Below are 23,706 nucleotides of genomic sequence, written 5' to 3'. Positions count from 1 at the left end.
GAAATAATGGTGCCGATGTCGAACACTCTCGCCTCGTGGGTGAGCAACCGTCGCTCGTGGCGGCTGGGATTGGCAGCGGCCCTGCTGGGCATGGGGTTGATCGTGTTGATCGGCGCAAATGCATCGGCCGGGCAGGCGCCGCTGTCGTTACCCAGCGACTCGGACTCGGCCAAAGTCGACGCCCTGGCCAGGCAATTCCCCGGCGGCGATCAGGCTCCCCTGCTGTTGGTGGTGAGCCGTGTCGACGGCGCCCCGCTGGACTCCGCCGACGTGACCGCGACCCGGGCCGCCCGTGACCGGATGCAGCGCGTCGTCGCACCGTTCGCGGCGGCAAACATGCAGCCGCCGATGGTGTCGGCGGACGGCAAGGCGGCCATCGGCCTCGTGACCATCCGCGCGGATCTATCCGGCATGGTCCTCAACGAGGGAGTCGCAGCGCTGCGCACCGCGGCAAACGACGGCCTGCCCGCCGATCTGCGGGACCACGTCACCGGAGGCCCGGCGTTCGGCGCCGATATCGCCAACGCGTTCACCGACGCCAACATCACGCTGCTGGCGGTGACCGCGTCCGTGGTGGCGCTGCTCCTGATTGCCACCTACCGCTCACCGGTGCTGTGGCTGGCACCGCTGTTGGTGATCGGCTTCGCGGATCGGGTGGCGGCGGCGGTGGGGACCTCGGTGTCGTCAGTAACGGGCCTGAGCTTCGACGGCGCGACCTCCGGGATCACCAGCGTGCTGGTGTTCGGGGCGGGCACCAACTACGCGCTGCTGCTGATCTCCCGATACCGGCAAGAACTTCGGAGCCACCCCGACCACCGCGACGCGTTGCGCCTCGCGGTGCGCAGAGCGGGACCGGCGATCCTCGCCAGCAATGCGACCGTGGTGCTGGCGCTGCTCACCCTGCTGTTCGCGTCGACCCCCAGCACCCGCAGCCTGGGCGCGCTGGCAGCCTGCGGCCTGGTCATCGCGGCCCTGTCGGTCCTGGTGGTACTGCCTCCGCTGCTCGCGCTGTGCGGCCGGCGACTGTTCTGGCCCCTGATTCCCCGGCCCGACGGCGCCGACACTCTGGAAGCCGGAGCGTGGCACCGGGTCGCCGAACAGGTGGCCCGTCGTCCCGCCGTCGTCGCCGTCGTGGCGATAGCGGTGCTGGCGGCATTGGCCAGCGGGCTGCTGGGGACTCGAATCGGCTTGTCGCAGACCGAACAATTCCGGGTGCAAGCCGACTCAGTGTCCGGCTACGACATCGTGGCCGCGCATTTTCCCGCCGGCTTGGCCAACCCCACGCTGGTCGTGGCCCCCCGCTCCCAGGCAGCCCAGGTGCGCACGGCGATCGCCGCGACTCCCGGTGTGGTGTCGGTGACCGACGCGGGTCAGTCGAACTCCGGCCTGACGAAATGGTCGGTGGTGATCAGCGCCGCGCCCTCGTCGGACCGAGCATTCGCCACCATTGCCGCACTGCGCAATTCGACGAAATCCGCCTCCCCCGCTGCGCTGGTCGGCGGATCCGACGCGCAAGCCCTCGACGTCCGCGACGCCGCCCTGCACGACCGGCTGACGCTGATCCCGGCGATCCTCATCGTGATACTCGTCGTCCTGTTCGTGCTGCTGCGCTCGGTGCTCGCCCCGCCCAACCTGCTGTCCGCGACGATTCTCGGCGCGCTGGCGGCGCTCGGCCTCGGCGGCTGGACGAGCCAGCACGTCTTCGGATTTCCGGCCCTGGACAACAGCACCCCTTTGTTCGCGTTCCTGTTCCTGGCCGCCCTCGGCGTGGACTACACAATCTTTCTGGTCACCCGCGCCCGTGAAGAATCGGCGCGGCACGGGGCACGCGATGGCATGATTCGAGCCGTGTCGGCCACCGGCGGCGTGATCACCAGCGCGGGAATCGTTCTAGCCGCCGTGTTCTGTGTGCTGGGAGTATTGCCGCTGATCGTGATGACCCAGCTCGGGATCATCGTCGGGCTCGGGATCCTGCTCGACACCTTTGTGGTGCGCACGCTGGTCATACCCGCTCTGTTCGCCCTCATGGGCGATCGCATCTGGTGGCCTGCAAAGCCAACTGAAACGACAGTCATTGCGCAACAGCGCAATTCGATCCAATATGAACGGAGTACGCTGTGAAGCGCTCAACTCTGGCCGTGACATCGCTTGCCGTAGCCGTGGCCGCGGGCACCGGAAGCATCGCCAGCCCCCGACGCGTGCCCGGGTGGTACACGCGACTACGCAAACCCGCATACCAGCCGCCCAGCGTCGCCTTCCCTATCGTGTGGACCGCGCTCTACGCGGACATCGCGACCACGTCCGCGGTGACCGTGGACAAGTTCCGCGCAGCGGGACAACACGACAAGGCGCGCGGCTATGCCGCCGCCCTCACCGTCAACCTGCTGCTCAACGCCGGATGGAGTTGGCTGTTCTTCCGTTTTCACAAACTCGGGGCGGCGGTGCTCGGTGCGGCCGCGTTGACGGTCAGCAGCGCCGATCTCGCCCGTCGCGCCGCCGCGGCCGACCCGCGCGCCGGCGCGGCCCTGGCGCCCTACCCGCTGTGGTGTGCGTTCGCCACTGTGCTGTCCACCCACATCTGGCGGCTGAACCGATAGTGCCTGCCCTCTTGTGGTTTCGCCGCGATCTGCGGTTGCGCGATCATCCCGCGCTGCTCGCCGCGGCCGAATCGCAGGACGTGCTCGCCTGCTTTGTGGTCGACCCCCGGCTCGAGAACTCGTCGGGTCAGCGCCGCCTGCAGTTCCTGGGTGACACGCTGCGACGACTGCAAGACGACCTGGGCGGCCGGCTCCTGGTGACCCGAGGCCGCGCCGAGGAGCAGATTCCCCGCATCGCCAAGAAGATCGACGCGACGGCGGTGCACATTTCGGAGGATTTCGCGCCCTACGGAAAACGCCGCGACGAAAAGGTGTGCGCCGCACTGGGTTCGGTGCCGTTGGTTGCGACCGGATCGCCGTATCTGGTGTCTCCCGGTCGGGTCACCAAAGACGACGGTGAGCCCTACAAGGTGTTCACCCCGTTTCTGCGGAAGTGGCGAGAAGAAGGATGGCGCAAACCCGCACAGTCGAGCGCCGATTCGGCCCGCTGGCTCGACCCGGCCCACGTGGTCAAACAGTGCGCGATCCCCGACCCCGGCGTCGAGCTGGGTCTCGAAACCGGTGAGGCGGCGGCACTTTCGCAGTGGAAGCAGTTCGCCGACGACGGGCTGCAGCGCTACGCCGAAGACCGGAACCGGCCGGACCTGCCGGGCACCAGCCGAATGTCGGCCCATCTGAAGTTCGGCACCATCCATCCCCGCACCATGGTGGCGGCGATGAACCTGGGTGCAGCTGGAGCGCAGACATACTTGCGGGAGTTGGCCTTTCGTGACTTCTACGCGGGGGTGTTGCACTATTGGCCGGCCAGCGCCTGGCGCAATTGGAACAGCGACTTCGACGGCATCCAGACCGATACGGGCGCGGAAGCCAAACGTCGGCTCGAAGCGTGGAAGGCCGGCAGGACCGGGTTCCCGATCGTCGACGCCGGCATGCGCCAACTCCACGAGACCGGCTTCATGCACAACCGGGTACGGATGATCGTCGCGTCGTTTTTGGTAAAAGACCTGCATCTGCCGTGGCAATGGGGTGCCGAGTGGTTCCTGGACCAGCTCACCGACGGCGACATGGCCAACAACCAGCACGGCTGGCAGTGGTGCGCGGGTTGCGGCACCGACGCCGCGCCGTACTTCCGGGTTTTCAACCCGACCACCCAGGGCCAAAAGTTCGATCCCGCAGGCGATTACATCCGGTACTGGCTGCCCGAACTGCGCGGCGCGGAGGATGTGCACTTACGCAAAGGCGAACGGCCACAAGGGTATCCGGAACCGATCGTCGACCACGGCACCGAGCGTGCCGAGGCGCTGCGCCGGTACCAGGACATCGGCTCCTAGCCACCACGCTCTGATCTGGCGTCCGCACTGTAGGGCAGGCCGAGACAATCTTTTGCCGAAATCGGCTTCCCATACCTATTTCGCATGTAATCATCAGCCGATTCACAGTCGTCAAGTCAAAGCGCCAGGGAGGCGATATGGCCCACTCGATCGTTCGGACGTTACTGATTTCTGTTGCTGCGGCGGGTCTGATGGCCACCGCCGGCGCCTGCTCGTGCTCGGTGGGTTCGTCGTCGTCGCACGCGGTGGACAAGAAGGACGTCGCAAGCCAGATCACCCAGAAGTTGACCGACGCTCAGGGCAATAAGCCCGATTCGGTCGACTGCCCCGGCGATTTGCCCGCGAAGGTCGGTGCGCAGCTGAACTGCTCGATGATGGTCAAGGGCGCCTCCTACGGCGTCAACGTCACCGTGACCAGCGTCGAAGGCAGCAACGTCAAATTCGACATGGTGGAGACCGTCGACAAGTCCCAGGTCGAGAAAGCGATCAGCGACAACATCACCCAACAGGTCGGGACCAAGCCCGAATCGGTGACCTGTCCCGACAACCTCAAGGGCGTGCAGGGCGCGACGTTGCGGTGCCGCCTTGTCACGGGAGGCCAGAACTACGGCGTGAATGTTTCCGTCACCGGCGTTGACGCCGGCACGGTCGACTATCACTTCGTCGTCGACGACGCGCCGTCCTCGCCCTAGGGGTCAGTAACCGACCGCGGCGAAGTACCCCACCACGCCCAGCAATTCGGCCAGCGCGGAGATGGCCAGCGTCGCGACGGCGTACGGCCAGCCCGACCGTCGGCGCACCAGCCGGATGACCGTGGCGATACACCCGAGCACCGTCGCCGCGGCCACCACCGAAACCGACAGCAGGACGGAGGTGGCTGCCCGGTCGGTGCTGCAGTGTTCGGGCGGACAGTAATCGGTGAAGGCCAGGAACATGAATTCCATGCCTGCGGTCGCCCCCCAGCCGACGACGGCGACGACCATCAGCACGACGGACAGTGCCACGTCCCAGCCGGGACGCGTCGGCGCGGGACCGTATTGGCCCGGTGAGGTCAGTGCGCGGCCTTCTTGCGCTCGATATCGGCCAGGGCCGCGGCCAATTCGGCCCGCTGCGCGGCGGAGCTCTCCCAGGACAACTGCCGGTTCTTGACCACCTTGGCCGGCGCACCGACCGCGATCGAATAGTCGGGAACGACGCCGCGCACCACCGCGTGCGAGCCGAGCACACAGCCCCGCCCGATCGAGGTGCCACGCAAAACGGTCACCTTGACCCCGACCCAGGTGTCCGGGCCGATCCGCACCGGGGACTTGATGATGCCCTGATCCTTGATCGGCAGGTTGATGTCGTCCATCCGGTGGTCGAAATCGCAGACGTAGCACCAGTCGGCCATCAGCACCGAATCCCCGAGCTCGATGTCGAGGTAGCAGTTGATCACGTTGTCGCGGCCCAGCACGACCTTGTCGCCGAACCGCAGCGAGCCCTCGTGCGCGCGGATCGTGTTCTTGTCGCCGATGTGCACCCAGCGGCCGATCTCCAACTGCGCCAACTCGGGTGTCGCGTGGATCTCCACGCCCTTGCCGATGAACACCATGCCGCGGGTGATGATGTGCGGGTTGGCCAGCTTGAATTTCAGCAGCCGCCAATAGCGCACCAGGTACCACGGCGTGTAGGCACGGTTGCGCAGCACCCACTTCAGCGAGGCCATCGTCAAGAACTTGGCCTGACGTGGGTCTCGCAGCCGATGGCCCCGCCAGCGGCGGTGTACCGGGGCTCCCCACATGCTTGTCACAGCCGGAAAGCCTAACCCGGTCAATCGACAGTGCGCGAACCGCCACGGGTTACCCTCACCTGTACCGAGCGACCCGCGTGCCGAAAGGATTTGGAAAATCGAGGTGCTTGCCCGACAACTCCGGCATTGGTCAGCTGCGGCGCTCGCGTCCGTGCTCACGGCGGGGCTCGCCGGTTGCGGCAATACCGACTCGTGGGTCGAAGCGGCGGCGGCGCCGGGCTGGTCGGCGCAATACGCCGACGCGGCCAACAGCAGCTACACGACAACCGCCGGCGCCACCAAGCTGTCGCTGCAATGGACGCGGTCGGTCAAGGGCAGCCTCGGAGCCGGACCCGCACTGGGCTCGAGCAACTACCTCGCCCTGAATGCGCAGACCCCGGCCGGATGCTCGCTGATGGAATGGGAGAACAACGACAACGGCCGGCAACGCTGGTGTGTGCGGCTGTTCCAGGGCGGCGGCGTCGGCGGTCCCCTGTTCGACGGTTTCGACAACCTCTACGTCGGCCAGCCGGGCGCTTTTCTGTCGTTCCCGGTGACGCAGTGGACGCGCTGGCGCCAGCCAGTGATCGGAATGCCTTCCACCCCAAGGTTTCTCGCCGACGGCCAACTTCTGGTCAGCACACACCTGGGACAGGTGCTGGTTTTCGACGCACACCGCGGCATGGTGGTCGGCAGTCCGCTGGACCTGGTCGAGGGGATCGACCCGACGGACGCGACGCGCGGGCTGGCCGATTGCGCCCCGGCGCGGCAGGGCTGCCCGGTCGCGGCGGCCCCCGCCTTCTCGGCAACCAGCGGCATGGCGGTACTCGGTGTGTGGCAGCCGGCCGCCCCGGCGGCGGGACTGGTCGGGCTTAAATACCACCGAGGGCAGACGCCCCTGATGACCCGCGAGTGGACCAGCGACGCCGTTGCCGCCGGGGTGATCGGCAGCCCGGTGCTGTCCGCCAACGGATCAACCGTCTACGTCAACGGCCGCGACCAACGGTTGTGGGCGCTCAACTCCGCCGACGGGAAGCCGAAGTGGTCGGCGCCGCTGGGCTTCCTGGCGCAGACGCCGCCTGCGATCACCCCGCAGGGCCTGATCGTCTCCGGCGGTGGACCCGACACCAAGCTGACGGCCTTCAAGGACGCCGGCGATCACGGCGATCAGGTGTGGCGGCGCGATGACGTCACGCCGTTGTCGGCCGCGGGCCTGGCCGGTCCGAGCGTCGGCTACGCGGTGGTGAGCGGGCCGCCGCACGATGATGCTCCCGGCATGTCGCTGCTGGTGTTCGATCCGGGCAACGGCCATACCATCAACAGCTATCCGCTCCCCGCGGCCACCGGCTATCCCGTCGGCCTCGCGATCGGCAACGATCGGCGGGTCGTGGCAGCCACCAGCGACGGTCAGGTATACGGCTTCGTCCCGGCCTGAACCCGTCAGATGGCCAGCGGCGGGATCGCGTTGCGCGGCACCTGGGCCTGGCACGGGCCGGCGAATGCGGGCAGCATCTCCCCGGGTGCGAAGTAGAAGATCAGCTGATCGTCGGTGATCGCGAAGTTCTGATAGTGCGACGGGTCGCGGCCCGACGACGGCAAGATGGCTGCACCCAACGCGTTCTGCCGTTGCAGGTCGCGCTGGATCAGCGGGAAGATCGCCTCGAGCGCCGGCGTGTTGGGGGCGAACAGGTTGTCAAAGGTGATCGGCTGCTTGGTCCCGAGGTTGTAGTTGAACGTCTTGTACCACGTGGACGTGTGCGATCCGCCGACGTCCTGGAAAAATTTGAGCACCACACTGCGGGTGTTGTGCGGTGGCTGACCAGCGAAGTGCTGCTCCGCGGTCGCCTCCAGCTGGTACGGCTGGTCGCGAGGCCCGGACGTCTGCGCGACGGAGAGGAATCCGTCCCGGTTCTGCGTGATGTAGTCGATCAACGGCTGCGGGTCGGGGTAGTCGGCCGGAAACGTCATGTTCAGCGTGTAGTTCGGCCCGTTCGCGCGGATGTGACACAGCTGTCCGTCCCCGACGGTGCCGCCCACGCTGGCACACGACGGCGGGTCGGCGGCTGCGGGTGAGCCCAGCAGAACAGTGCCGACCAGCACCGCGGCCGCGATCAGATAGCGCATAACTCGATTGTCCCCGTCGACGAAAAGGTCCCCCGGAAAGTGACCGCCGACAGCGTACAGGGCGCTAATACGACGGGCGGCAGACATACGCCGTCGCCCGGGCGGCGGACCCGGAACCCAGGCGGGTGATGACCACCGACAGAGATTGGCTGCCGCGCGGGCGCAGCCGTCGCCGCAACGCGTCGGGGTCGACCTGCACACCACGCACCAGGATCTCCAGCACACCGCAGCCGCGCGCCGAGAGCACCTGCCGCAGCCGGCGCTCGTCGAAGTCCAGCTGCTCGAGCACCTCGAAGCCGCGCACGCCCGGCGGCAGGCTGTCGCCGGACAGGTAGGCGATGTCCGGGTCGAGTTGCCACAGGCCATGCCGTGCGCCATAGTGGCGTACCAGCCCGGCCCGCACCACGGCGCCGTCCGGGTCGACGATCCAGCGCCCGGCTGCGCGCACTGCGCACTCGTCGGGCTCGGCGTCGGTGAGCTGTTCGCCGCGGTCCAGGACCGTCGCGCGCCGGCGGACACCCGGCTCGACAAGCCCGCCCGACCACAGGCACGCTTCCCGCACCGAGCCGCGATACGACGTCACCTCGATCTCGCCGTCGAAGCCGAGCCGTCCTAATGACTCGAAATCTATTCCGGGAGCGCACTTTACGACGAGATCGCGGCCCCGGTAGCAGTCAATCAACTCGCCCAGTCCCGGTTGGTAATCGGCCGGGTTGAACCGGCGTTGCCCGCCGCTGCGGCGTGCCGGGTCGACGACGACGATCGCGTCGCGGGTCACCGGGTGCAGCGCGTCGGCGCGGCAGAGAATCGTGCCGGACCCCAGATTGTGGGCCGCCATCGCCAGCCGCACCGGGTCGATATCGCTACCTACCGCGGCGACGCCCGCGTCGCGCAGCGGGGCCAGTTCGGTGCCGATCGAGCAGGTCGCATCGTGGACGACTGCCCCGGAGACGCTCAATCGCCTGGCCCGGTGCTGGGCCACCGGCGCCGCGGTCGCCTGCTGCAACGCCTCGTCGGTGAAGAGCCAAGTCGACACGTCACCCAACTTCCCCAGCTTTTCGGGGGCGCGGCGGCGCAGCAACGTGGTCTCCACCAGCACGGGTGTCCGGTCACCGAAGCGGGCCCGCGCGGCGGCGATATCGGCGATCCGGGTGGCGTCGGTCAGCGCTAATTCGGCGACCACCGCCAGCGCCGCGACACCCGAATCCGAGCGCAGGTAATCGACGTCGCGGGTGGTGAAGCGCAGGCCAGCACTCAGGAGGGTTTGACCCCGGTGACCATCACGTTGTAGAACCAGCCCTTCGGTGCCAGGTGCCGCCAGAAATTGGCGTCGACCCAGCTCAGCGTCTTCCAGCCGTTGAAGGCGAATTTCGCCCAGCCCCAGCCCAGGCGTCCCGGCGGCACCGATGCCTCGAAAGTGCGCACCGGCCAGCCGAACATCGCGGCGGTGAACTCCTCGCTGGCGGTGCCGACTTCTACCGCGCCGGCGTTGGTCGCCATCCGCTCGAGATCTTCCGGAGCGAAGGTGTGCAGATCGACGATGGCTTCCAGCGCCGCGACGCGCGAGGACTCGTCGAGCTCGACCTGTGGGCGCCGCCAGCCGCCCAGGCCGGGCAATTTGGTGACGTTGGTGGCCACCCGCCAGGTCAGCGTCGACAACGACCGGGCGTAAACCTCGCCGACTTTGGTCGGCTCGCCCGCGAAGACGAACCGTCCGCCGGGCTTGAGCACCCGGATCACCTCACGCAGCGACAGCTCGACGTCGGGGATGTGGTGCAGCACGGCGTGCCCGACCACCAGATCGAAGGTGTTGTCCTCGTACGGGATGCCCTCCGCGTCGGCGACCCGGCCGTCGATGTCCAGGCCCAGCGATTGCCCGTTGCGGGTGGCGACCTTGACCATGCCCGGAGACAAATCGGTGACCGACCCGCGCCGTGCGACGCCGGCCTGGATCAGGTTGAGCAGGAAAAATCCGGTGCCGCAACCCAATTCGAGGGCGTTATCGTAGGGAAGTTCACGCTGAACCTCATCGGGCACCGCCGCGTCGAAGCGTCCGCGGGCATAGTCCACGCAGCGCTGGTCGTAGGAGATCGACCATTTGTCGTCGTAGGTCTCGGCCTCCCAGTCGTGATAGAGCACCTGGGCCAGCTTGGTGTCGCGCCGCGCGGCTTCGACCTGGTCGGCCGTCACCTGCGCAGCCGGAGTTACTTCGGTCATGCAGGGCAGCCTAACTGCCTGGCGGATTGGCGCGGCACGAGGTGAAGTGCCAATCGGCGGCAGCGGCCTAAACTCAGCACCGTGGCTGACGTTCTTCGGGTCAGTGCTGAGGGGCTGCAGGTATTGGCGGCACACTGCGAGACGGTGTCGGCGGAGCTGGTGGCCGCGACTGGGCTGCCCAAAGTTGGGCTACCGATCCAGGCGACATCGGGTGCCGTCGGCGCTACCCATGCGGCCGTTGGTGGCGTGATCGCGGTATTAGCCCAACGAGCGCAAACAAGCGCGGTCAAATCGGCCATGGCGGGCGCCGAGTTTGCCATGACGGACACCGATGGTGCGCAACAGGCCGCCGCAATCGCCGCCTCGATACCCCGGGTGTGACCGGTGGCGGGGGCCGGCGGCGTGGGGGTTCCGTCCCTCTCGGAGATCCAGGCCTGGGATGTCGCCCACCTGGAAAGTGCGGCGACGGACTGGAAAGCCACCGCCGAGCATTGGGAGTCCTCATTCAGTTCGATTCATCGGGTTACCGTGTCGCCGGGCGGGACGGTGTGGCAGGGCGTCGCCGCCGAGGCCGCACAGGAGAGAGCATTCGCCGATCTGGTCAAGGTACGAGGACTGGCCGATGTCCTGCACGAATCCGCTGAGATAGCGCGCCGAGGAGCCGAGAGCCTCGATTCCGCCAAGCGCAGCGTTCTCGATGCGGTCGAGGAAGCCAGCAGTGCCGGATACGTTGTGGGCGAAGATCTTTCGGTAACGCCACCACGAGCCAGTGTGGCCGCTCAGGCGCAAGCGCAGGTGTACGCCGCCGACCTCCGACAACGCGCCGCACAGCTCGTCGCCCACGACCAAGCGATCGCCGCCAAAATCACCACCGCCAGCGCACCTCTGAGTGCTGTCAGTTTCGCCGAATCGCAAGCGCCGGCCGTGGCTCGGGCGCTCGGCGCCGGCTTCAAGCTGGACCACGAATGGGACCCCTACACCGATCAGCCCGCGCACGGGCCATTCGAGCCGGTCTCGCCGGGTCCGACGCAGTTCGATCCGAAAACGGGAACGGTCCAGGGCGGCGGCGGTCCCATCGGCGGAAAAGGTCCACCACAACCGTCCGCCCCTACCGGCAAGCGCGGCAGCCCGATGGATGTCCCGCGCGGAACAAACGCTCCCGCGGTGATTGATGGAAGATCCTTCAGCGGACACGCACTCGACGAAATGCAAAGTGATGGCATTCCTGCGAGTGTCGTCAACAACGTTCTTCGAACCGGCTTGTCGGCGCCCAGCAGAGGAGGCACAACTGTGTTTTATGATCCCACCAACAATATTAGTGTCGTACAAGCTCCGAGTGGGTCGATTGTCACAGTAAGCTATGGAGATCTGCGATGACGACTGAGGCGAGTTCAGGTGACCGCGTTACCCTACTCCGGCAATTGGCGACAGAATGTCTACAGAATTACGTCGGAGGTTTCGCAGAACTCGAGCAATTAGATCGAGATCTCAAGTCGATAATCCGCACTCTTAGCGACATCGCGAATCCATCCTGGACGAAAACATTGCGCCAACAGTGGGGTCAGCTTGAAATTATTTATGCGTTGGCGCTTGCTGAAGGACGCTTCCAGCTGAGCCCTGAAGAAGAGACCGACGTGCAAGGCATCGTGGCGGAGCTAATCACTGCCTTCCGTGACTCATCTCCTTAGCGATGGAGTTCTGGGGCCGTCGCCACGGGTGCTAATCACAAGCAGTTTGACCCATCGGCAGGTGAATAAATAGGAAATGAAAGCGATTTCTATGCAGCCGGTAATTGACTTCGAGATCCACTTGCTTATGACGATGAAAGTGCGAATGTCAATGGCTGGTAAGGAATTTCTACTGGAAGCCAAGCTCGCCGAAAACAAGCTCACAATCGAGCAGGCGAAGAATATTCATGAGCGAGTGGCCGAAGCTCTTGGCGACGAGGCCTCTCGTTTTCAGAACGTGAAGAAGCTGCTGGGCATCGTCGGTCCGGATGCTTCGTCACTAAAATACAGCAGCGCCTTGTGGCCCGGATTTGACTTTACTGCTACCGCGGGCGAAGACGGAACTGATTGAGTCTTCGGGGTACTCGCATACACGGCATGATTCACTGAGCGTCGCTTCCCCAATTGAGATGCCCACCTGGAGCGTGTACAGCGCAGAGTTCGCGAAGCATTTTCGCCCCTGACCCTCCGCGGCAAGTGGCCCCTGTTCGATGAATATACGCCTGGATACGAAGAATACGAATCTCCATGGAAGGGAGAGCGTTACGGCGCGCGATTCATCTGGGGTCTGTTTCTATCGTCATCAATGTACTGGGACTGAGCCCTGCCTTCAGTTCTTGCCGAAGTAGTGGAGTGAGCGATGGATACAAATGCGATAGTCGACTTAGAAGTTTTTCTTTTAATGACGATTAAGCCGCGACGGTCTCTGGCCGACACCAGAGGCCTACTGGACGACAGGGTGAGCAGGGTAGGGCTGTCTTTGGAAGACGCGGTGCGTATTCACAAGCGAGTACCGCTGCCTTGACCGAAGAGACGTCGCGATTTCGGGACGTAAAAGCGCTATTACGCATCCCTGACAAAGACGCCAGATCGCTCAGCTACAGCAGTGTGTTGTGGCCTGGGTTCGACTTCAATGCGCATGCTGACGAACGATGATCAATCGAGTCGGCAGGGTACACACATGCCAAGACCCTAACGGCCTGTTGGCACGGCTAATCGAAAACGGCGCAACTCATACGGTTCGGCTACGACGTGTTGTGCCACGCTGGGTCGGTCGCTTGCGACACGACGACTTGACCGATGATGCCGCCAGGCCCATAAGAGCCACCGGAACCGACGGAGACAACTTCGCCGGAGCCCAGGCTGAGGATGCCCCCCGACGCGACGGGCACGCTGCCCCCGGAGTCGACCGTGAGGCCGCTGCCGGTGGAGATGGTCAGGGTGCCGGTCGGGTCGACGTTGAGGGTGGCGCCCGAGGCGACTTCGAGGGTGCCACCGGGGTTGATGGTGACGGTGCCCGAATCGACGAGGCTGTAATTGACGTAGAGGGAGCCGTTCTCGGTCAGGGTGCCGCCGGAGTGGACCGTCACGGTTCCCCAGTCGGTGAAGGTGCCGGAATCGGTCAGGGTGCCATGCGATAGGACATCGAGGGCGCTGTTGTCGTAAAGGGTGATGCCACCACCAACCTGGTCGGTGAGGGAGCCACCGGACTCGACGACGACGGACCCATGGTCGAGGAGGAACGCGTTGCCGCCGGACTGGACGTTGATGGTGCCGTAATCGGCGACGACGCCGTAGCTGTTGAACGTGCCGCTGTCCTGGACGGTGATGGCGCCGTAGTTGGTGAGGGTGGCACCGGATTCGGTGGTCATATAGGCGCCGGGCTGCACGGTGATACCGCCGCTGGGGTTGACGGTCACGGTGCCGGCGTTGGTGATGTTGCCGCCGTAGGCCTCGACAGTGATGTGGCCGGAGTCGATCAAGGTGCCGCCTTCTCTGACGGCCAGATAACCGCCCGAGTCGACGTTCAAAGTACCGCCGTTGCTGAACGTGCCACCGTCAAGGGACACATAGCCGCTGGGGCTGACCTCAAAAGTACCGTTAGGGCTGACGGTCAGGTTCCCCCCGGACTGGATCAGCGTGCCCGAGTCGGTGAGGGTGCCGCCGGGTTCGACGGTGATGGAACCGCCTGAGTCGAGGTTGACGGTACCGCCGGTTTCGAGGGAGCCGCCGGAGTCGAGGGTGACGGTGCCGTAATCGTTGAGGGCACCGCTGTCGGTCAGGGTGCCGGTGACTTGGATTTCGAGGGTGCCACCGGACTGGACGGTGATGGTGCCGGAATTGGTGAGGGTACCGCCATTGGCGAGGGTGCCGCTGACATAGAGGGTCCCGGTGTTGGTGAGCGTGCCGGCGGATTGGACGGTGAGAGTGCCGGTGTTGGTGAGGGCGCCGGCGTTGGTGAGCGTGCCGTCGACGGAGAGGGTGCCGGCGTTGGCGAGGGCGCCGTTGGATTCGACGTTGATGGCGCCACCGGAGGCGACTTCGAGGGTGCCGCCGGAGTTAATCGTTAATGTGCCACCGGATTGGACGTCGAAGGCGCCGCCGCTTTGGACGATGACGATTTGATTGGCTCCGACGGTGTAGGGGCTGGTGCTCGTGACATTGACGGTGTTGGTGATGTAGGTGGTCGTGACGGGGCCATTGGTGGTGGTACCGACGGCGCCATTGGTGGTGCCGCTCACGGTGCCATTAGTGGTACCGACGGTGCCACTCGTGCCGTCCGTGGGGGTGGTGGGCGAGACGGGCTGTATCGGGCCCCCGCCGCGACGGCTGACGGCGTTGCTGACGGATTGGGTCACGCTGCGCGCCTGGTCGAGCTGCCCATTCTGGTTGGTGGTCTGCGGCGGTTCGTCAAACGAGGTGAGGGTGCTCGCGGTCTCCGAATCACCGGCGTAGCCGTACATCGCGGTGGCGTCTTGGGCCCACATCTCCGAGTATTCGGCTTCGGTGGCCGCGATCGCCGGGGTGTTTTGCCCGAGGAAGTTGGTGGCGACCAGCGCCATGAACCGCGCGCGGTTGGCCGCGATCAACGGCGGTGGCACCGTCATCGCGTAGGCCGCCTCATACGCCGCGGCCGCACCGTAGGCCTGGGTGGCGGTCTGCTCGGCCGCCGCGGCACTGGCCTGCAGCCATTCCACGTAGGGGGTCACCGCGGCCGTCATCAGTTCCGAAGACGTCCCTGTCCACGCTTGTCCCGTCAGCTGCGCAACCGTCGAGGAGTAGCCGGTCACCGTGGACTCCAGCTCCGCAGCCAGCGCGGACCAGCTTGCCGCGTTCGAGAACATCGGCCCCGATCCGGGCCCGGCATAGATCAGACCGCTGTTGATTTCCGGCGGCAACAATGCGAAGTCCATACCGATCTCTTTCCTTTTTCAGAGGATTTTCAGTGATGAACGCCGGGCTGTCAGCACGGTTGTCGCCATGTAACGGGATTTTCACACGGCAGTCGCCTAGCTGCCGCTGTGTAGCCGGAAGCGCGTGCCAAAACGCGACCGGCGATCTAGGTCCACCCGCCCCGCCGGCTAATCGAAAACGGCGTTGATGCCGGCCTTGGCAGCGGCCAGGGCATCGCGGGGGCCGTCGAGAAATCGCCGCGCCCAGTTCGCCGCGGCGTCGTACACGTCGTCGGGGGCCACCATCTCGTCGATCAGGCCCAGCTGCAGGGCCTCCTCGGCGTCCACGAAGCGCCCGCTGAACACCAGGTCCTTGGCCTTGCTCTCGCCGGCGACGCGGGTCAACCGGGCCAATCCGCCCGGGACGAATCCGTTCAGGATCTCGGTCGCCCCGACCTTCACGTTGTCGCCGCTGATCCGCCAATCGGCGGCCAGCGCCAACGTCAGACCCGCGCCCAACGCGTAGCCGGTGACCGCCGCAACGGTCGGCTTCGGGATCGCCGCGACGGCCTCGACGGCGTCGGCACGCACGCGGGCCGCGCTGTCCGCCTCGGCGGCGCTCAGCGTCGCCACCTCCGGCATGTCATCACCGGCGGAAAAGATCTCGTGCCCGCCGAACAAGATCACCGCGGCGACGTCGTCGCGCTCGGCGACCTCGGCTGCCGCCGCGGCGATCTCCCGATAGACCTGCCGGGTCATCGTGTTGGTCGGCGGCCGCGACACCAGCAGGACGGCCAGGCCGGCGTCCTGCGAGCCGTCGCTGACTACGACGTGGACGAACTCGCTCAATGCCGCCACCCCATGCCGCCCTTTTCCCGGGCCTGGTGGTAGCGGTCGGAGTCGAAGAACTCGAAGATCCAGTTGTCCCCCTGGATCTCCAAATGCGGTTGCACCGTGACGATTTGGCGCTCGACGGCCAGCACTTCGGCGACGGTGTGCCCGGCGAGTGAGTCCAGCTGGGTCCAGGTCGGCGGCAGCAAGAAGCAGCGTCCAGCCTCGAAGTCGTCGATCGCGGCTTGCGGCGTCGACCAGCCGGCACTGTCGGATTCGGTGTTCTCCCCGTCGGCCCGCTGGCCCTCCGGTAGCGCGCCGACGAAGAAATAGGTGTCGTAGCGGCGGGTCCGCTCGGCTTCCGGGGTGACCCAGTTGGCCCACGGCCGCAGCAGGTCGGAGCGCAGCACCAGGTTTTCGGTCCGCAGAAAGTCGGCGAACGACAACGTTCGGTCGTCCAGAGCGCGGCGGGCATCGGCGTAGACCGAGGCGTCGCGCACGATCCCGTCCGGGTCATCGGCCGGCCCGGCGAACAGCACCCCGGACTCCTCGAAGGTCTCCCGGGCCGCCGCGCACACCAGCGCCGCGGCCAGCTCGGTGTCGATGCCGAACCGCTGCGCCCACCACTGCGGCGCCGGGCCGGCCCACGCGATATCGGCGGTGCGGTCGCGGTCGTCGACCCCGCCGCCGGGGAACACCATCGTGCCGGGGGCGAACTCCATCTTGGCGTGCCGTCGCATCAGGAAGGTCTTCACGCCGCCGGGCACGCCGCGGATCAGCATCACGGGGGCCGCCGGCCGGGTCGGCGGCGGCGCGGGGGTGGTGGTCATTCCAGCCTCCTCCGATGGGCCGCGCGGGCGCGGACACGCCGCGCGAAGTACCTCCCATCGATGACGTCCAGGGCGATCGACTGACCGAAAGCGGTCGAGAGGTTCTCGGCGGTCAGCACATCTGCCAGCAGCCCCGCCGCCACCACCCGTCCCTCCGACAGCAGCATGCAGTGGCTGAAGCCCGGCGGAACCTCTTCGACGTGGTGAGTGACCAACACCAGGGCGGGCGCGTCGGGGTCGGCAGCCAGGTCGGTCAGCCGGGACACCAACTCCTCGCGGCCGCCGAGATCCAGGCCGGCGGCGGGTTCGTCGAGCAGCAGCAGCTCGGGATCGGTCATCAGCGCGCGGGCGATCAGCACCCGCTTGCGCTCTCCCTCGGACAGCGTTCCGTAGGTGCGGTCGGCCAGGTGCTCGGCGCCCAGGCTCTCCAGCATGTCCAGGGCGCGCTGATGGTCGACTTCCTCGTAATGCTCGCGCCAGCGGCCCAGCACCGCGTATCCGGCCGAGATGACCAAATCGCGCACCACCTCGTCGGTGGGGATCCGCTGCGCCAAAGCCGAAGAGCTGAGCCCGATCCGGGCCTTCAACTCCGACACGTCGACGCGGCCCAGCCGCTCACCGAGCACGAAGGCGATGCCGGTCGACGGGTGCTCGGCGGCCGCGGCGATGCGCAGCAGTGACGTCTTGCCCGCCCCGTTGGGGCCGATGATCACCCAGCGCTCGTCGAGTTCGACGGCCCAATCCAGCGGCCCGACCATGACGTGGTCGCCGCGGCGCAGCGAGACGTTTCTGAAGTCGATCAGCAGATCGGGATCGGCTACGGCAGTGCCCGTTTCGGGGCCAGTTTCGGGGCCGGTTTCGGAGCTTTCGGGACCGGTTTCGGGCACCCGATCATCGTGCCGTACCGCGAGTGTGTGATGGCTGCCGGGTCGGTCCAGTGCGCACCTACTCGGGCGGAATCTCGACGCGGCGCACTTCGCCGTCGACGGCATCGGCGGCCTCGATCTCGCCGCGGGTGATGCCGAGCAGAAACAGCACCGTGTCCAGGTACGGGCTGCTCAGCGACGCGTCGGCGACCGCCCGCAGCGCCGGCTTGGCGTTGAACGCCACGCCCAGCCCCGCCGCGGACAGCATGTCAATGTCGTTGGCGCCATCTCCGACGGCGACGGTCTGCGCCATCGGCACCCCGGCCTGCTGCGCAAAGTCCCTCAGCGCCTTGGCCTTTCCGGGCCGGTCGATGATCTGGCCGACGACCCGCCCGGTGAGCTTGCCGTCGACGATCTCGAGCTCGTTGGCGGCGACGAAGTCCAGCATCAGCTCTTCGGCCAGCGGTTCGATGATGCGCCGGAACCCGCCGGAGACCACGCCGCAGTGATAGCCCAGCCGCCGCAATGTGCGCACGGTGGTGCGCGCGCCGGGCATCAACTCGAGCTGGTCGGCGACCTCGTCGATCACGGTGGCGGGCAGGCCCTCCAGGGTGGCCACCCGCTGCAGCAGCGACTCGGCGAAGTCCAGCTCGCCGCGCATTGCGGCCTCGGTGATCGCGGCGACCTGACCCTCGGCACCGGCCTTGGCCGCCAGCATCTCGATGACCTCGCCCTGCACCAGCGTCGAGTCGACATCGAACACGATGAGCCGTTTGGCCCGCCGCTCCAGGCTGTAGTCCTCGACCGCGACGTCGACGCCCTCGCTGGAGGACACCTTGTTCAGCGCGGTCCGCAACGGGCCGTCGGCTCCGGGCGGCACCGAGACCCGAAGCTCCAGACCGGTCACCGGATAGTCGGAGACGCCGCGAATCAGTTCGATGTTGACGCCGAGCGCTGCGACCTCGCGGGCCACCGCGCCGAACGCCCCTGCCGTGATCGGTCGGCCCAGCACGTAGATGATGTGCGTCGACGGCTCGCGGATGATCGGCACGGCCTCGCTGCGCTCGATCGTGACGTCGAGACCGACCGCGTGGATGGCGTCCTCCACGTCGTCGCCCAGGACGATGCTTTCGGCGACTTCCGGGGGGCAGCAGAGCAACACCCCGAGCGTCAGGCGGCCCCGGATGACGACCTGCTCGACGTTGAGCAGGTCGATTCCGTGCCCGGAAAGCGCATCGAAGAGCGCCGACGTTACACCCGGTTGATCCACTCCGGTGACGGTGATGAGCACCGACACCTTAGGTGGTGTCTTCACCCGAGACGGGCCATTAGCTGCGGACTTCGACGTCGAGTCGTGTGACGTCGTGGCCTTCTTTTCCGTGCGCCCGGCCGACGTGCGACTCGGCGCGCATGCGCTCCACCATGTGTGGGTAGTGCAACTCGAAAGCCGGCCGCTCCGAACGGATTCGGGGCAGTTCGGTGAAGTTGTGCCGCGGCGGCGGGCAACTGGTCGCCCACTCCAGCGAGTTGCCGTAACCCCACGGGTCGTCGACGGTGACCACTTCGCCGTAGCGCCAGCTCTTGAAGACGTTCCACACGAACGGGAACATCGAGGCGCCCAGAATAAATGCGCCCACCGTCGAGACGATGTTCAGGCCCTGGAAGCCGTCGGTGGCCAGGTAGTCGGCGTAGCGGCGCGGCATACCCTGATCGCCCAGCCAGTGCTGCACCAGGAAGGTGGTGTGGAAGCCGATGAACGTCAACCAGAAGTGCAGCTTGCCCAGGCGTTCGTCGAGCAGCCGGCCGGTCATCTTCGGGAACCAGAAGTAGATTCCGGCGTAGGTGGCGAACACGATCGTGCCGAACAGCACGTAGTGGAAGTGCGCGACCACGAAATAGCTGTCGGTCACGTGAAAGTCCAGCGGCGGGCTGGCCAGCAGCACGCCGGTCAGGCCGCCCAGCAGGAAGGTGACCATGAAGCCGACCGAGAACAGCATCGGCGTCTCAAACGTCAACTGGCCCTTCCACATCGTGCCGATCCAGTTGAAGAACTTGATTCCGGTCGGCACCGCGATCAGGTACGTCATGAACGAGAAGAACGGCAGCAGAACGGCTCCGGTGGCGAACATGTGGTGGGCCCACACCGCGACGGACAGCGCGGCGATCGACAACGTCGCGTAGACCAGCGTGGTGTAACCGAAGATCGGCTTACGGGCGAAGACCGGGAAGATCTCCGAAACGATGCCGAAGAACGGCAGCGCGATGATGTACACCTCGGGGTGCCCGAAGAACCAGAACAGGTGCTGCCACAACAGAACTCCGCCGTTGGCCGAGTCATAGATGTGGGCACCTAGGTGACGGTCGGCGGCCAGTCCGAACAGCGCCGCGGTCAGCAGCGGGAACGCGATCAGAATCAGGATCGAGGTCACCAGGATGTTCCAGGTGAAAATCGGCATCCGGAACATCGTCATGCCGGGTGCCCGCATGCACACCACGGTGGTGATCATGTTGACCGCGCCCAGGATGGTGCCCAGACCCGCGACGGCCAGGCCCATGATCCACAGATCCCCGCCCGCGCCCGGAGAGTGGATCGCGTCGGTGAGCGGGGTGTAGGCGGTCCAGCCGAAGTCGGCGGCGCCGCCCGGCGTGATGAAACCGGCCATCGCGATCGTGGCGCCGAACAAGAACAGCCAGTACGAGAAGGCGTTCAGCCGCGGGAACGCCACGTCGGGCGCACCGATCTGGATCGGCAGCACCAGGTTGGCGAAACCGAACACGACCGGGGTCGCATAGAACAGCAGCATGATCGTGCCGTGCATGGTGAACAGCTGGTTGTACTGCTCATTCGACAAGAACTGCAGACCCGGCGCGGCCAACTCGGCACGCATCAGCAGCGCCAGCAACCCGCCGATCAAGAAGAAGGCGAAGCAGGTGACGACGTACATGATGCCGATCAGCTTGTGATCGGTCGTGGTGATCAGTTTGTAGATCAGGTTCCCTTTGGGACCAGTCCGGGCCGGGTACGGCCGCACGGCCTCGAGTTCTCCCAACGGGGGCGCTTCGGCTGTCAACAGCTCCTCCAAACATCCATCCCAGACAGGGGTTCCCCCGAATCTTAGCGCCCGATCAAGCCGCTGGCAGTGCTGGTCCTACAAACTGTCGTAATTGGCTCATCGCGGACGCCGGGCCGCGTCGGCAGACCGGTTCCCAACTGGCCGGATGTTAGCGTCGAACGCGTGCAATCAGGCGGTAGGCGACCCACCCCGAGGCCCGTCGACCGACGTCTGGTGGCCGTCGCAGCGATCGCGGCGGCCGCGGTCGTGGCGTGCGGTGGTTGCGGGTCCGGGCAGCCCGGCCCCAAGGGATCGTCGACGCGGTCGCTGGTCACCCCCACCACACAAATCGCAGGGGCCGGGGTGCTGGGCAATGACCGCAAGCCCGACGAGTCGTGCGCGCGGGATGCGGCACCGGCCGATCCCGGGCCGGCGACCCGGCAGGCCCACAACGCCGCGGGGGTCACTCCCGACTCGGTCCAGGTGCCCGCGGAGGCGCAGCGCATCGTGGTGCTCACCGGCGATCAGCTCGATGCCGTCTGCGCACTGGGCCTGCAGTCGCGGGTGGTCGCCGCCGCCCTGCCGGACGATTCCTCGAGTCAGCCGTCCTATCTGGGCGAGGCCGTCCACGCATTGCCCGGTGTGGGGACCCGCAGCAACCCCGACCTGCGCGCGATCGCCGCACTGCACCCGGATCTGATCCTGGGCTCGGTAGCGCTGACACCGCGGACGTATCCAAAGTTGGCAGCGATCGCCCCGACGGTGTTCACCGCCGCACCGGGCGGAGCCTGGCAGGACAACCTGCGCATTGTCGGCGGCGCGACGGCGCGCAGCGGTGCCGTCGACGGGTTGATCAGCGGTTTCACCCAGCGCGCCAACCAGATCGGCGCCTCCCACGACGCGGCCCACTTCCAGGCTTCGGTCGTCCAGCTGACGGTCAACAGCCTGCGGATTTACGGCGCCAACAACTTTCCGGCCAGTGTGCTCAGCGCGGTCGGGGTGGACCGGCCGGCGTCCCAGCGGTTCACCGACAAGCCCTACCTCGAGATCGGGGCCAGCGACGCCGACCTGGCCAAGGGTGCGGACTTCTCGGCGGCCGAGGCCGACGTGATCTATATGTCGTGCGCGAACCGCGCTGCCGCCGACCGTGCCGCGACGATCTTGGACAGCGCCCCGTGGCGCAAGTTGTCCGCGAACCGCGACAACCGCGTTTACATCGTCAACGACGAGGTATGGCAGACCGGGGAGGGCGTGATCGCGGCCCGGGGCATCATCGACGACCTGCGCCTGGTCAACGCCGCGATCAATTAGCTCCACCCGGTCGGTGTACGCACACATGGCCATAAGCTCATGCGTGGGTCCAGTCCGATTGGCCTGAAACCTTTACCCTAGCTAAGCTTTTCTAGGACGCAATCGAATCGAAGAGGAATTGCTAATGAGCACTGTTTCCGCGTATGCCGCCACGTCGGCCAAGGAACCGTTGACCAAGACCACGATCACCCGCCGCGACCCAGGGCCACACGACGTGGCAATCGACATCAAATTCGCCGGCATTTGCCACTCCGACATCCACACCGCCAAATCCGAATGGGGTGTGCCGAACTACCCCGTCGTCGTCGGCCATGAGATCGCCGGTGTGGTCACCGCCGTCGGCGATGAGGTGACCAAGCACAAGGTGGGCGACCACGTGGGCGTGGGCTGCATGGTCAACTCCTGCGGCCAGTGCAGCAGCTGCAAGGCCGGGCTGGAGCAGTACTGCAAGCGGGGCGCGACTTTCACCTACAACTCCACCGACAAGGACGGCACCCCGACCTACGGCGGCTACAGCCAGGCAATCGTCGTCGACGAGAACTTCGTCCTGAGCATTCCGAAGTCGTTGCCCCTGGACAAAGCCGCACCGTTGCTGTGCGCGGGCATCACGCTGTTCTCACCGCTGCGCCATTGGAAGGCCGGGGCGGGCACGAGGCTGGCGATCATCGGCCTGGGTGGCCTCGGCCACATGGGCGTCAAGCTCGGCGCGGCGATGGGTGCGGAGGTGAGCGTCTTGTCGCAGTCGCTGAAGAAGATGGAGGACGGACTGCGGCTGGGCGCCAAGAACTACTACGCCACCTCCGACCGCGACACCTTCAAGAAGCTGCGCAGCAGTTTCGACCTGATTCTCAACACCGTCTCGGCGAACCTGAAGCTCGATGACTACGTGGGCCTGCTCGACGTCGACGGGACGCTCGTCGAATTGGGCATCCCCGAGCACCCCATGGAAATCGGGGCGTTCCCGCTGGCGCTGGCGCGCCGCAGCCTGTCCGGGTCGAACATCGGCGGCATCGCCGAAACCCAGGAGATGCTCGACTTCTGCGCCGAGCACGATGTGACCCCCGAAATCGAGGTCATCGAAGCGGCTTACGTCAACGAAGCCTACGAACGGGTGCTCGCCAGCGACGTGCGCTACCGCTTCGTCATCGACATCTCAACCCTGTGAGACGCCCTCGGGCACGTCGTCGTGGCGGCACGCGATCTCTTCGGCCGCGGCGGCGTGCTCGTCGTCGGGCGCGACCGCGCTGACGCTGATACCGGCCAGCGGCCAGCCGGCGGCTGCCAGCGTGGCGGCGACGCGCTGAATGTTCTCTTTGCCCGGGTCGTGGTGGGTCGTCTTGGTGATGAACTCGGCGATCTCGTCCTTGCTAACGACGCCGTCAGCTCCCGGCTGCGATTCCTTCGCGGCAATGTTGTGAGCGACCTCTTCGAGCTGCTCTTCGGTCAAGGGGGTGCTCCGCAGCAGGGCGAACAATGCCACCTGGTCCGGGCCGGGGACGCCTTGCGGGTAGCCGACGTCCAGCCAGCGGATCACTGACTTGAGAAATTTCGCGTGCTTGTGAGAGTGATGTTCCGACACCCCCTCAGTCTCGTGGTACGGATGGTGCCGTGGCCTACGACCATGGCGACTATTCATATGCCGTTCACGACCTGAACATCTAGTGCCGGAGCCCGCCAATGCCGGGCTGCCGACGAGCCGTCCGGCGAATCAGTGCTCGTTGCCGCTCCAGCGAATTAAGATGAGCGGGCCGACAACGGCCCGGGCCCAGCCCGGAAGAACGGAGTGGTCATGTCTCGTCGCACGAGCAAACTCGTCGTCGCACTGGTTCTCACCTTCGCCGCCGTCACGACCGCGGGGTGCACCATCAACTGCCCAGA

General features: G+C 66.2%; 22 protein-coding genes and 1 pseudogene. 11 read left to right on the top strand and 12 right to left on the bottom strand.

The window, feature by feature from the left end:
• The first annotated feature begins 15 nt into the window (after positions 1-15).
• The 4 genes from MAAFP003_RS07875 to MAAFP003_RS07860 all read left to right on the top strand — a co-directional run bounded on the left by MAAFP003_RS07875 (position 16) and on the right by MAAFP003_RS07860 (position 4,620).
• On the top strand, positions 16-2,121 hold the full coding sequence (locus MAAFP003_RS07875; RefSeq protein ID WP_096290962.1) for an MMPL family transporter: 2,106 nt from the start codon (positions 16-18) through the stop codon (positions 2,119-2,121).
• The gene (locus MAAFP003_RS07870) at positions 2,118-2,597 is read left to right on the top strand and encodes a TspO/MBR family protein (RefSeq protein WP_096285859.1); all 480 of its coding nucleotides are present in this window, start codon (positions 2,118-2,120) and stop codon (positions 2,595-2,597) included. The genes MAAFP003_RS07875 and MAAFP003_RS07870 overlap by 4 nt, the downstream gene beginning before the upstream one ends.
• Positions 2,597-3,928 carry a cryptochrome/photolyase family protein gene (locus MAAFP003_RS07865; protein ID WP_096285857.1) on the top strand — a complete coding sequence of 444 codons (1,332 nt, stop codon included), beginning with the start codon at positions 2,597-2,599 and terminating at the stop codon, positions 3,926-3,928. The genes MAAFP003_RS07870 and MAAFP003_RS07865 overlap by 1 nt, the downstream gene beginning before the upstream one ends.
• Positions 3,929-4,065: 137 nt before the next feature.
• Positions 4,066-4,620 carry an anti-apoptotic protein gene (locus MAAFP003_RS07860; RefSeq protein ID WP_096285855.1) on the top strand — a complete coding sequence of 185 codons (555 nt, stop codon included), beginning with the start codon at positions 4,066-4,068 and terminating at the stop codon, positions 4,618-4,620.
• Positions 4,621-4,623: 3 nt separating this feature from the next.
• Here MAAFP003_RS07860 and MAAFP003_RS07855 read toward each other — a convergent pair whose 3' ends face one another.
• Positions 4,624-4,932: a hypothetical protein gene (locus MAAFP003_RS07855; RefSeq protein WP_243393821.1), complete on the bottom strand. Its 309-nt coding sequence runs from the start codon at positions 4,930-4,932 to the stop codon at positions 4,624-4,626.
• A gap of 47 nt (positions 4,933-4,979) precedes the next feature.
• Positions 4,980-5,717, bottom strand: coding sequence for an acyltransferase (locus tag MAAFP003_RS07850; protein WP_096290960.1), 738 nt, complete (start codon positions 5,715-5,717; stop codon positions 4,980-4,982).
• A gap of 88 nt (positions 5,718-5,805) precedes the next feature.
• On the opposite strand from MAAFP003_RS07850, the gene MAAFP003_RS07845 reads away from it, so the two are divergent.
• Positions 5,806-7,131: an outer membrane protein assembly factor BamB family protein gene (locus MAAFP003_RS07845; RefSeq protein ID WP_243393948.1), complete on the top strand. Its 1,326-nt coding sequence runs from the start codon at positions 5,806-5,808 to the stop codon at positions 7,129-7,131.
• A gap of 5 nt (positions 7,132-7,136) precedes the next feature.
• Here MAAFP003_RS07845 and MAAFP003_RS07840 read toward each other — a convergent pair whose 3' ends face one another.
• From MAAFP003_RS07840 to MAAFP003_RS07830, 3 genes are all read right to left on the bottom strand, one after another.
• Positions 7,137-7,820 (bottom strand): esterase, encoded by a 684-nt coding sequence (locus MAAFP003_RS07840; protein WP_096285851.1) that lies wholly within the window; start codon positions 7,818-7,820, stop codon positions 7,137-7,139.
• Between the two features lie 64 nt (positions 7,821-7,884).
• On the bottom strand, positions 7,885-9,117 hold the full coding sequence (locus MAAFP003_RS07835; RefSeq protein WP_423790887.1) for a THUMP-like domain-containing protein: 1,233 nt from the start codon (positions 9,115-9,117) through the stop codon (positions 7,885-7,887).
• On the bottom strand, positions 9,075-10,037 hold the full coding sequence (locus MAAFP003_RS07830) for a class I SAM-dependent methyltransferase (protein ID WP_096285849.1): 963 nt from the start codon (positions 10,035-10,037) through the stop codon (positions 9,075-9,077). The genes MAAFP003_RS07835 and MAAFP003_RS07830 overlap by 43 nt, the downstream gene beginning before the upstream one ends.
• An 81-nt stretch (positions 10,038-10,118) precedes the next feature.
• Here MAAFP003_RS07830 and MAAFP003_RS07825 point away from each other — a divergent pair, with 81 nt between their 5' ends.
• The 4 genes from MAAFP003_RS07825 to MAAFP003_RS07810 all read left to right on the top strand — a co-directional run bounded on the left by MAAFP003_RS07825 (position 10,119) and on the right by MAAFP003_RS07810 (position 12,116).
• Positions 10,119-10,418, top strand: coding sequence for a hypothetical protein (locus MAAFP003_RS07825; RefSeq protein ID WP_096285847.1), 300 nt, complete (start codon positions 10,119-10,121; stop codon positions 10,416-10,418).
• Between the two features lie 165 nt (positions 10,419-10,583).
• Positions 10,584-11,414, top strand: coding sequence for a hypothetical protein (locus MAAFP003_RS07820; RefSeq protein ID WP_133160832.1), 831 nt, complete (start codon positions 10,584-10,586; stop codon positions 11,412-11,414).
• Entirely contained in the window at positions 11,411-11,725 is a 315-nt protein-coding gene (locus MAAFP003_RS07815) for a hypothetical protein (RefSeq protein WP_096285843.1), read from the top strand. The genes MAAFP003_RS07820 and MAAFP003_RS07815 overlap by 4 nt, the downstream gene beginning before the upstream one ends.
• Before the next feature lie 76 nt (positions 11,726-11,801).
• Complete coding sequence (locus MAAFP003_RS07810) at positions 11,802-12,116, top strand: hypothetical protein (RefSeq protein ID WP_096285841.1); 315 nt, start codon at positions 11,802-11,804, stop codon at positions 12,114-12,116.
• A 673-nt stretch (positions 12,117-12,789) separates the two neighbouring features.
• On the opposite strand, the gene MAAFP003_RS30090 is transcribed toward MAAFP003_RS07810, so the two are convergent.
• The 6 genes and pseudogenes from MAAFP003_RS30090 to ctaD all read right to left on the bottom strand — a co-directional run bounded on the left by MAAFP003_RS30090 (position 12,790) and on the right by ctaD (position 20,535).
• Positions 12,790-14,958, bottom strand: coding sequence for a PPE family protein (locus MAAFP003_RS30090; protein WP_423790863.1), 2,169 nt, complete (start codon positions 14,956-14,958; stop codon positions 12,790-12,792).
• Positions 14,959-15,129: 171 nt separating this feature from the next.
• Positions 15,130-15,786, bottom strand: a pseudogene (locus tag MAAFP003_RS07800) (enoyl-CoA hydratase); the annotation flags it as partial.
• Positions 15,783-16,598, bottom strand: a complete 816-nt coding sequence (locus MAAFP003_RS07795) for an NUDIX hydrolase (protein WP_096285840.1) — start codon at positions 16,596-16,598, stop codon at positions 15,783-15,785. The pseudogene MAAFP003_RS07800 and the gene MAAFP003_RS07795, both read right to left, overlap by 4 nt.
• Positions 16,595-17,485, bottom strand: a complete 891-nt coding sequence (locus MAAFP003_RS07790) for an ABC transporter ATP-binding protein (protein WP_423790862.1) — start codon at positions 17,483-17,485, stop codon at positions 16,595-16,597. Before MAAFP003_RS07790 ends, MAAFP003_RS07795 begins: the two co-directional genes overlap by 4 nt.
• Before the next feature lie 58 nt (positions 17,486-17,543).
• The gene (gene serB, locus MAAFP003_RS07785; protein ID WP_096285836.1) at positions 17,544-18,779 is read right to left on the bottom strand and encodes a phosphoserine phosphatase SerB; all 1,236 of its coding nucleotides are present in this window, start codon (positions 18,777-18,779) and stop codon (positions 17,544-17,546) included.
• A 13-nt stretch (positions 18,780-18,792) separates the two neighbouring features.
• Complete coding sequence (gene ctaD / locus MAAFP003_RS07780; protein WP_096290956.1) at positions 18,793-20,535, bottom strand: aa3-type cytochrome oxidase subunit I; 1,743 nt, start codon at positions 20,533-20,535, stop codon at positions 18,793-18,795.
• 213 nt (positions 20,536-20,748) lie between these two features.
• On the opposite strand from ctaD, the gene MAAFP003_RS07775 reads away from it, so the two are divergent.
• Both MAAFP003_RS07775 and MAAFP003_RS07770 read left to right on the top strand, forming a co-directional pair.
• Positions 20,749-21,828: an iron-siderophore ABC transporter substrate-binding protein gene (locus MAAFP003_RS07775; protein WP_096290957.1), complete on the top strand. Its 1,080-nt coding sequence runs from the start codon at positions 20,749-20,751 to the stop codon at positions 21,826-21,828.
• Between the two features lie 124 nt (positions 21,829-21,952).
• The gene (locus MAAFP003_RS07770) at positions 21,953-22,993 is read left to right on the top strand and encodes an NAD(P)-dependent alcohol dehydrogenase (RefSeq protein ID WP_096285834.1); all 1,041 of its coding nucleotides are present in this window, start codon (positions 21,953-21,955) and stop codon (positions 22,991-22,993) included.
• On the opposite strand, the gene MAAFP003_RS07765 is transcribed toward MAAFP003_RS07770, so the two are convergent.
• Entirely contained in the window at positions 22,982-23,407 is a 426-nt protein-coding gene (locus MAAFP003_RS07765; RefSeq protein WP_243393819.1) for a DUF3349 domain-containing protein, read from the bottom strand. The genes MAAFP003_RS07770 and MAAFP003_RS07765 overlap by 12 nt on opposite strands.
• Between the last annotated feature and the right edge of the window lie 299 nt (positions 23,408-23,706).

This window comes from Mycobacterium ahvazicum, from assembly GCF_900176255.2.
In the GTDB taxonomy this organism is placed as follows: Bacteria; Actinomycetota; Actinomycetes; order Mycobacteriales; family Mycobacteriaceae; genus Mycobacterium; species Mycobacterium ahvazicum.
The sequence above is the reverse complement of the archived record's forward strand: the minus strand, read 5'-3'. Positions and strand labels throughout refer to the sequence as shown.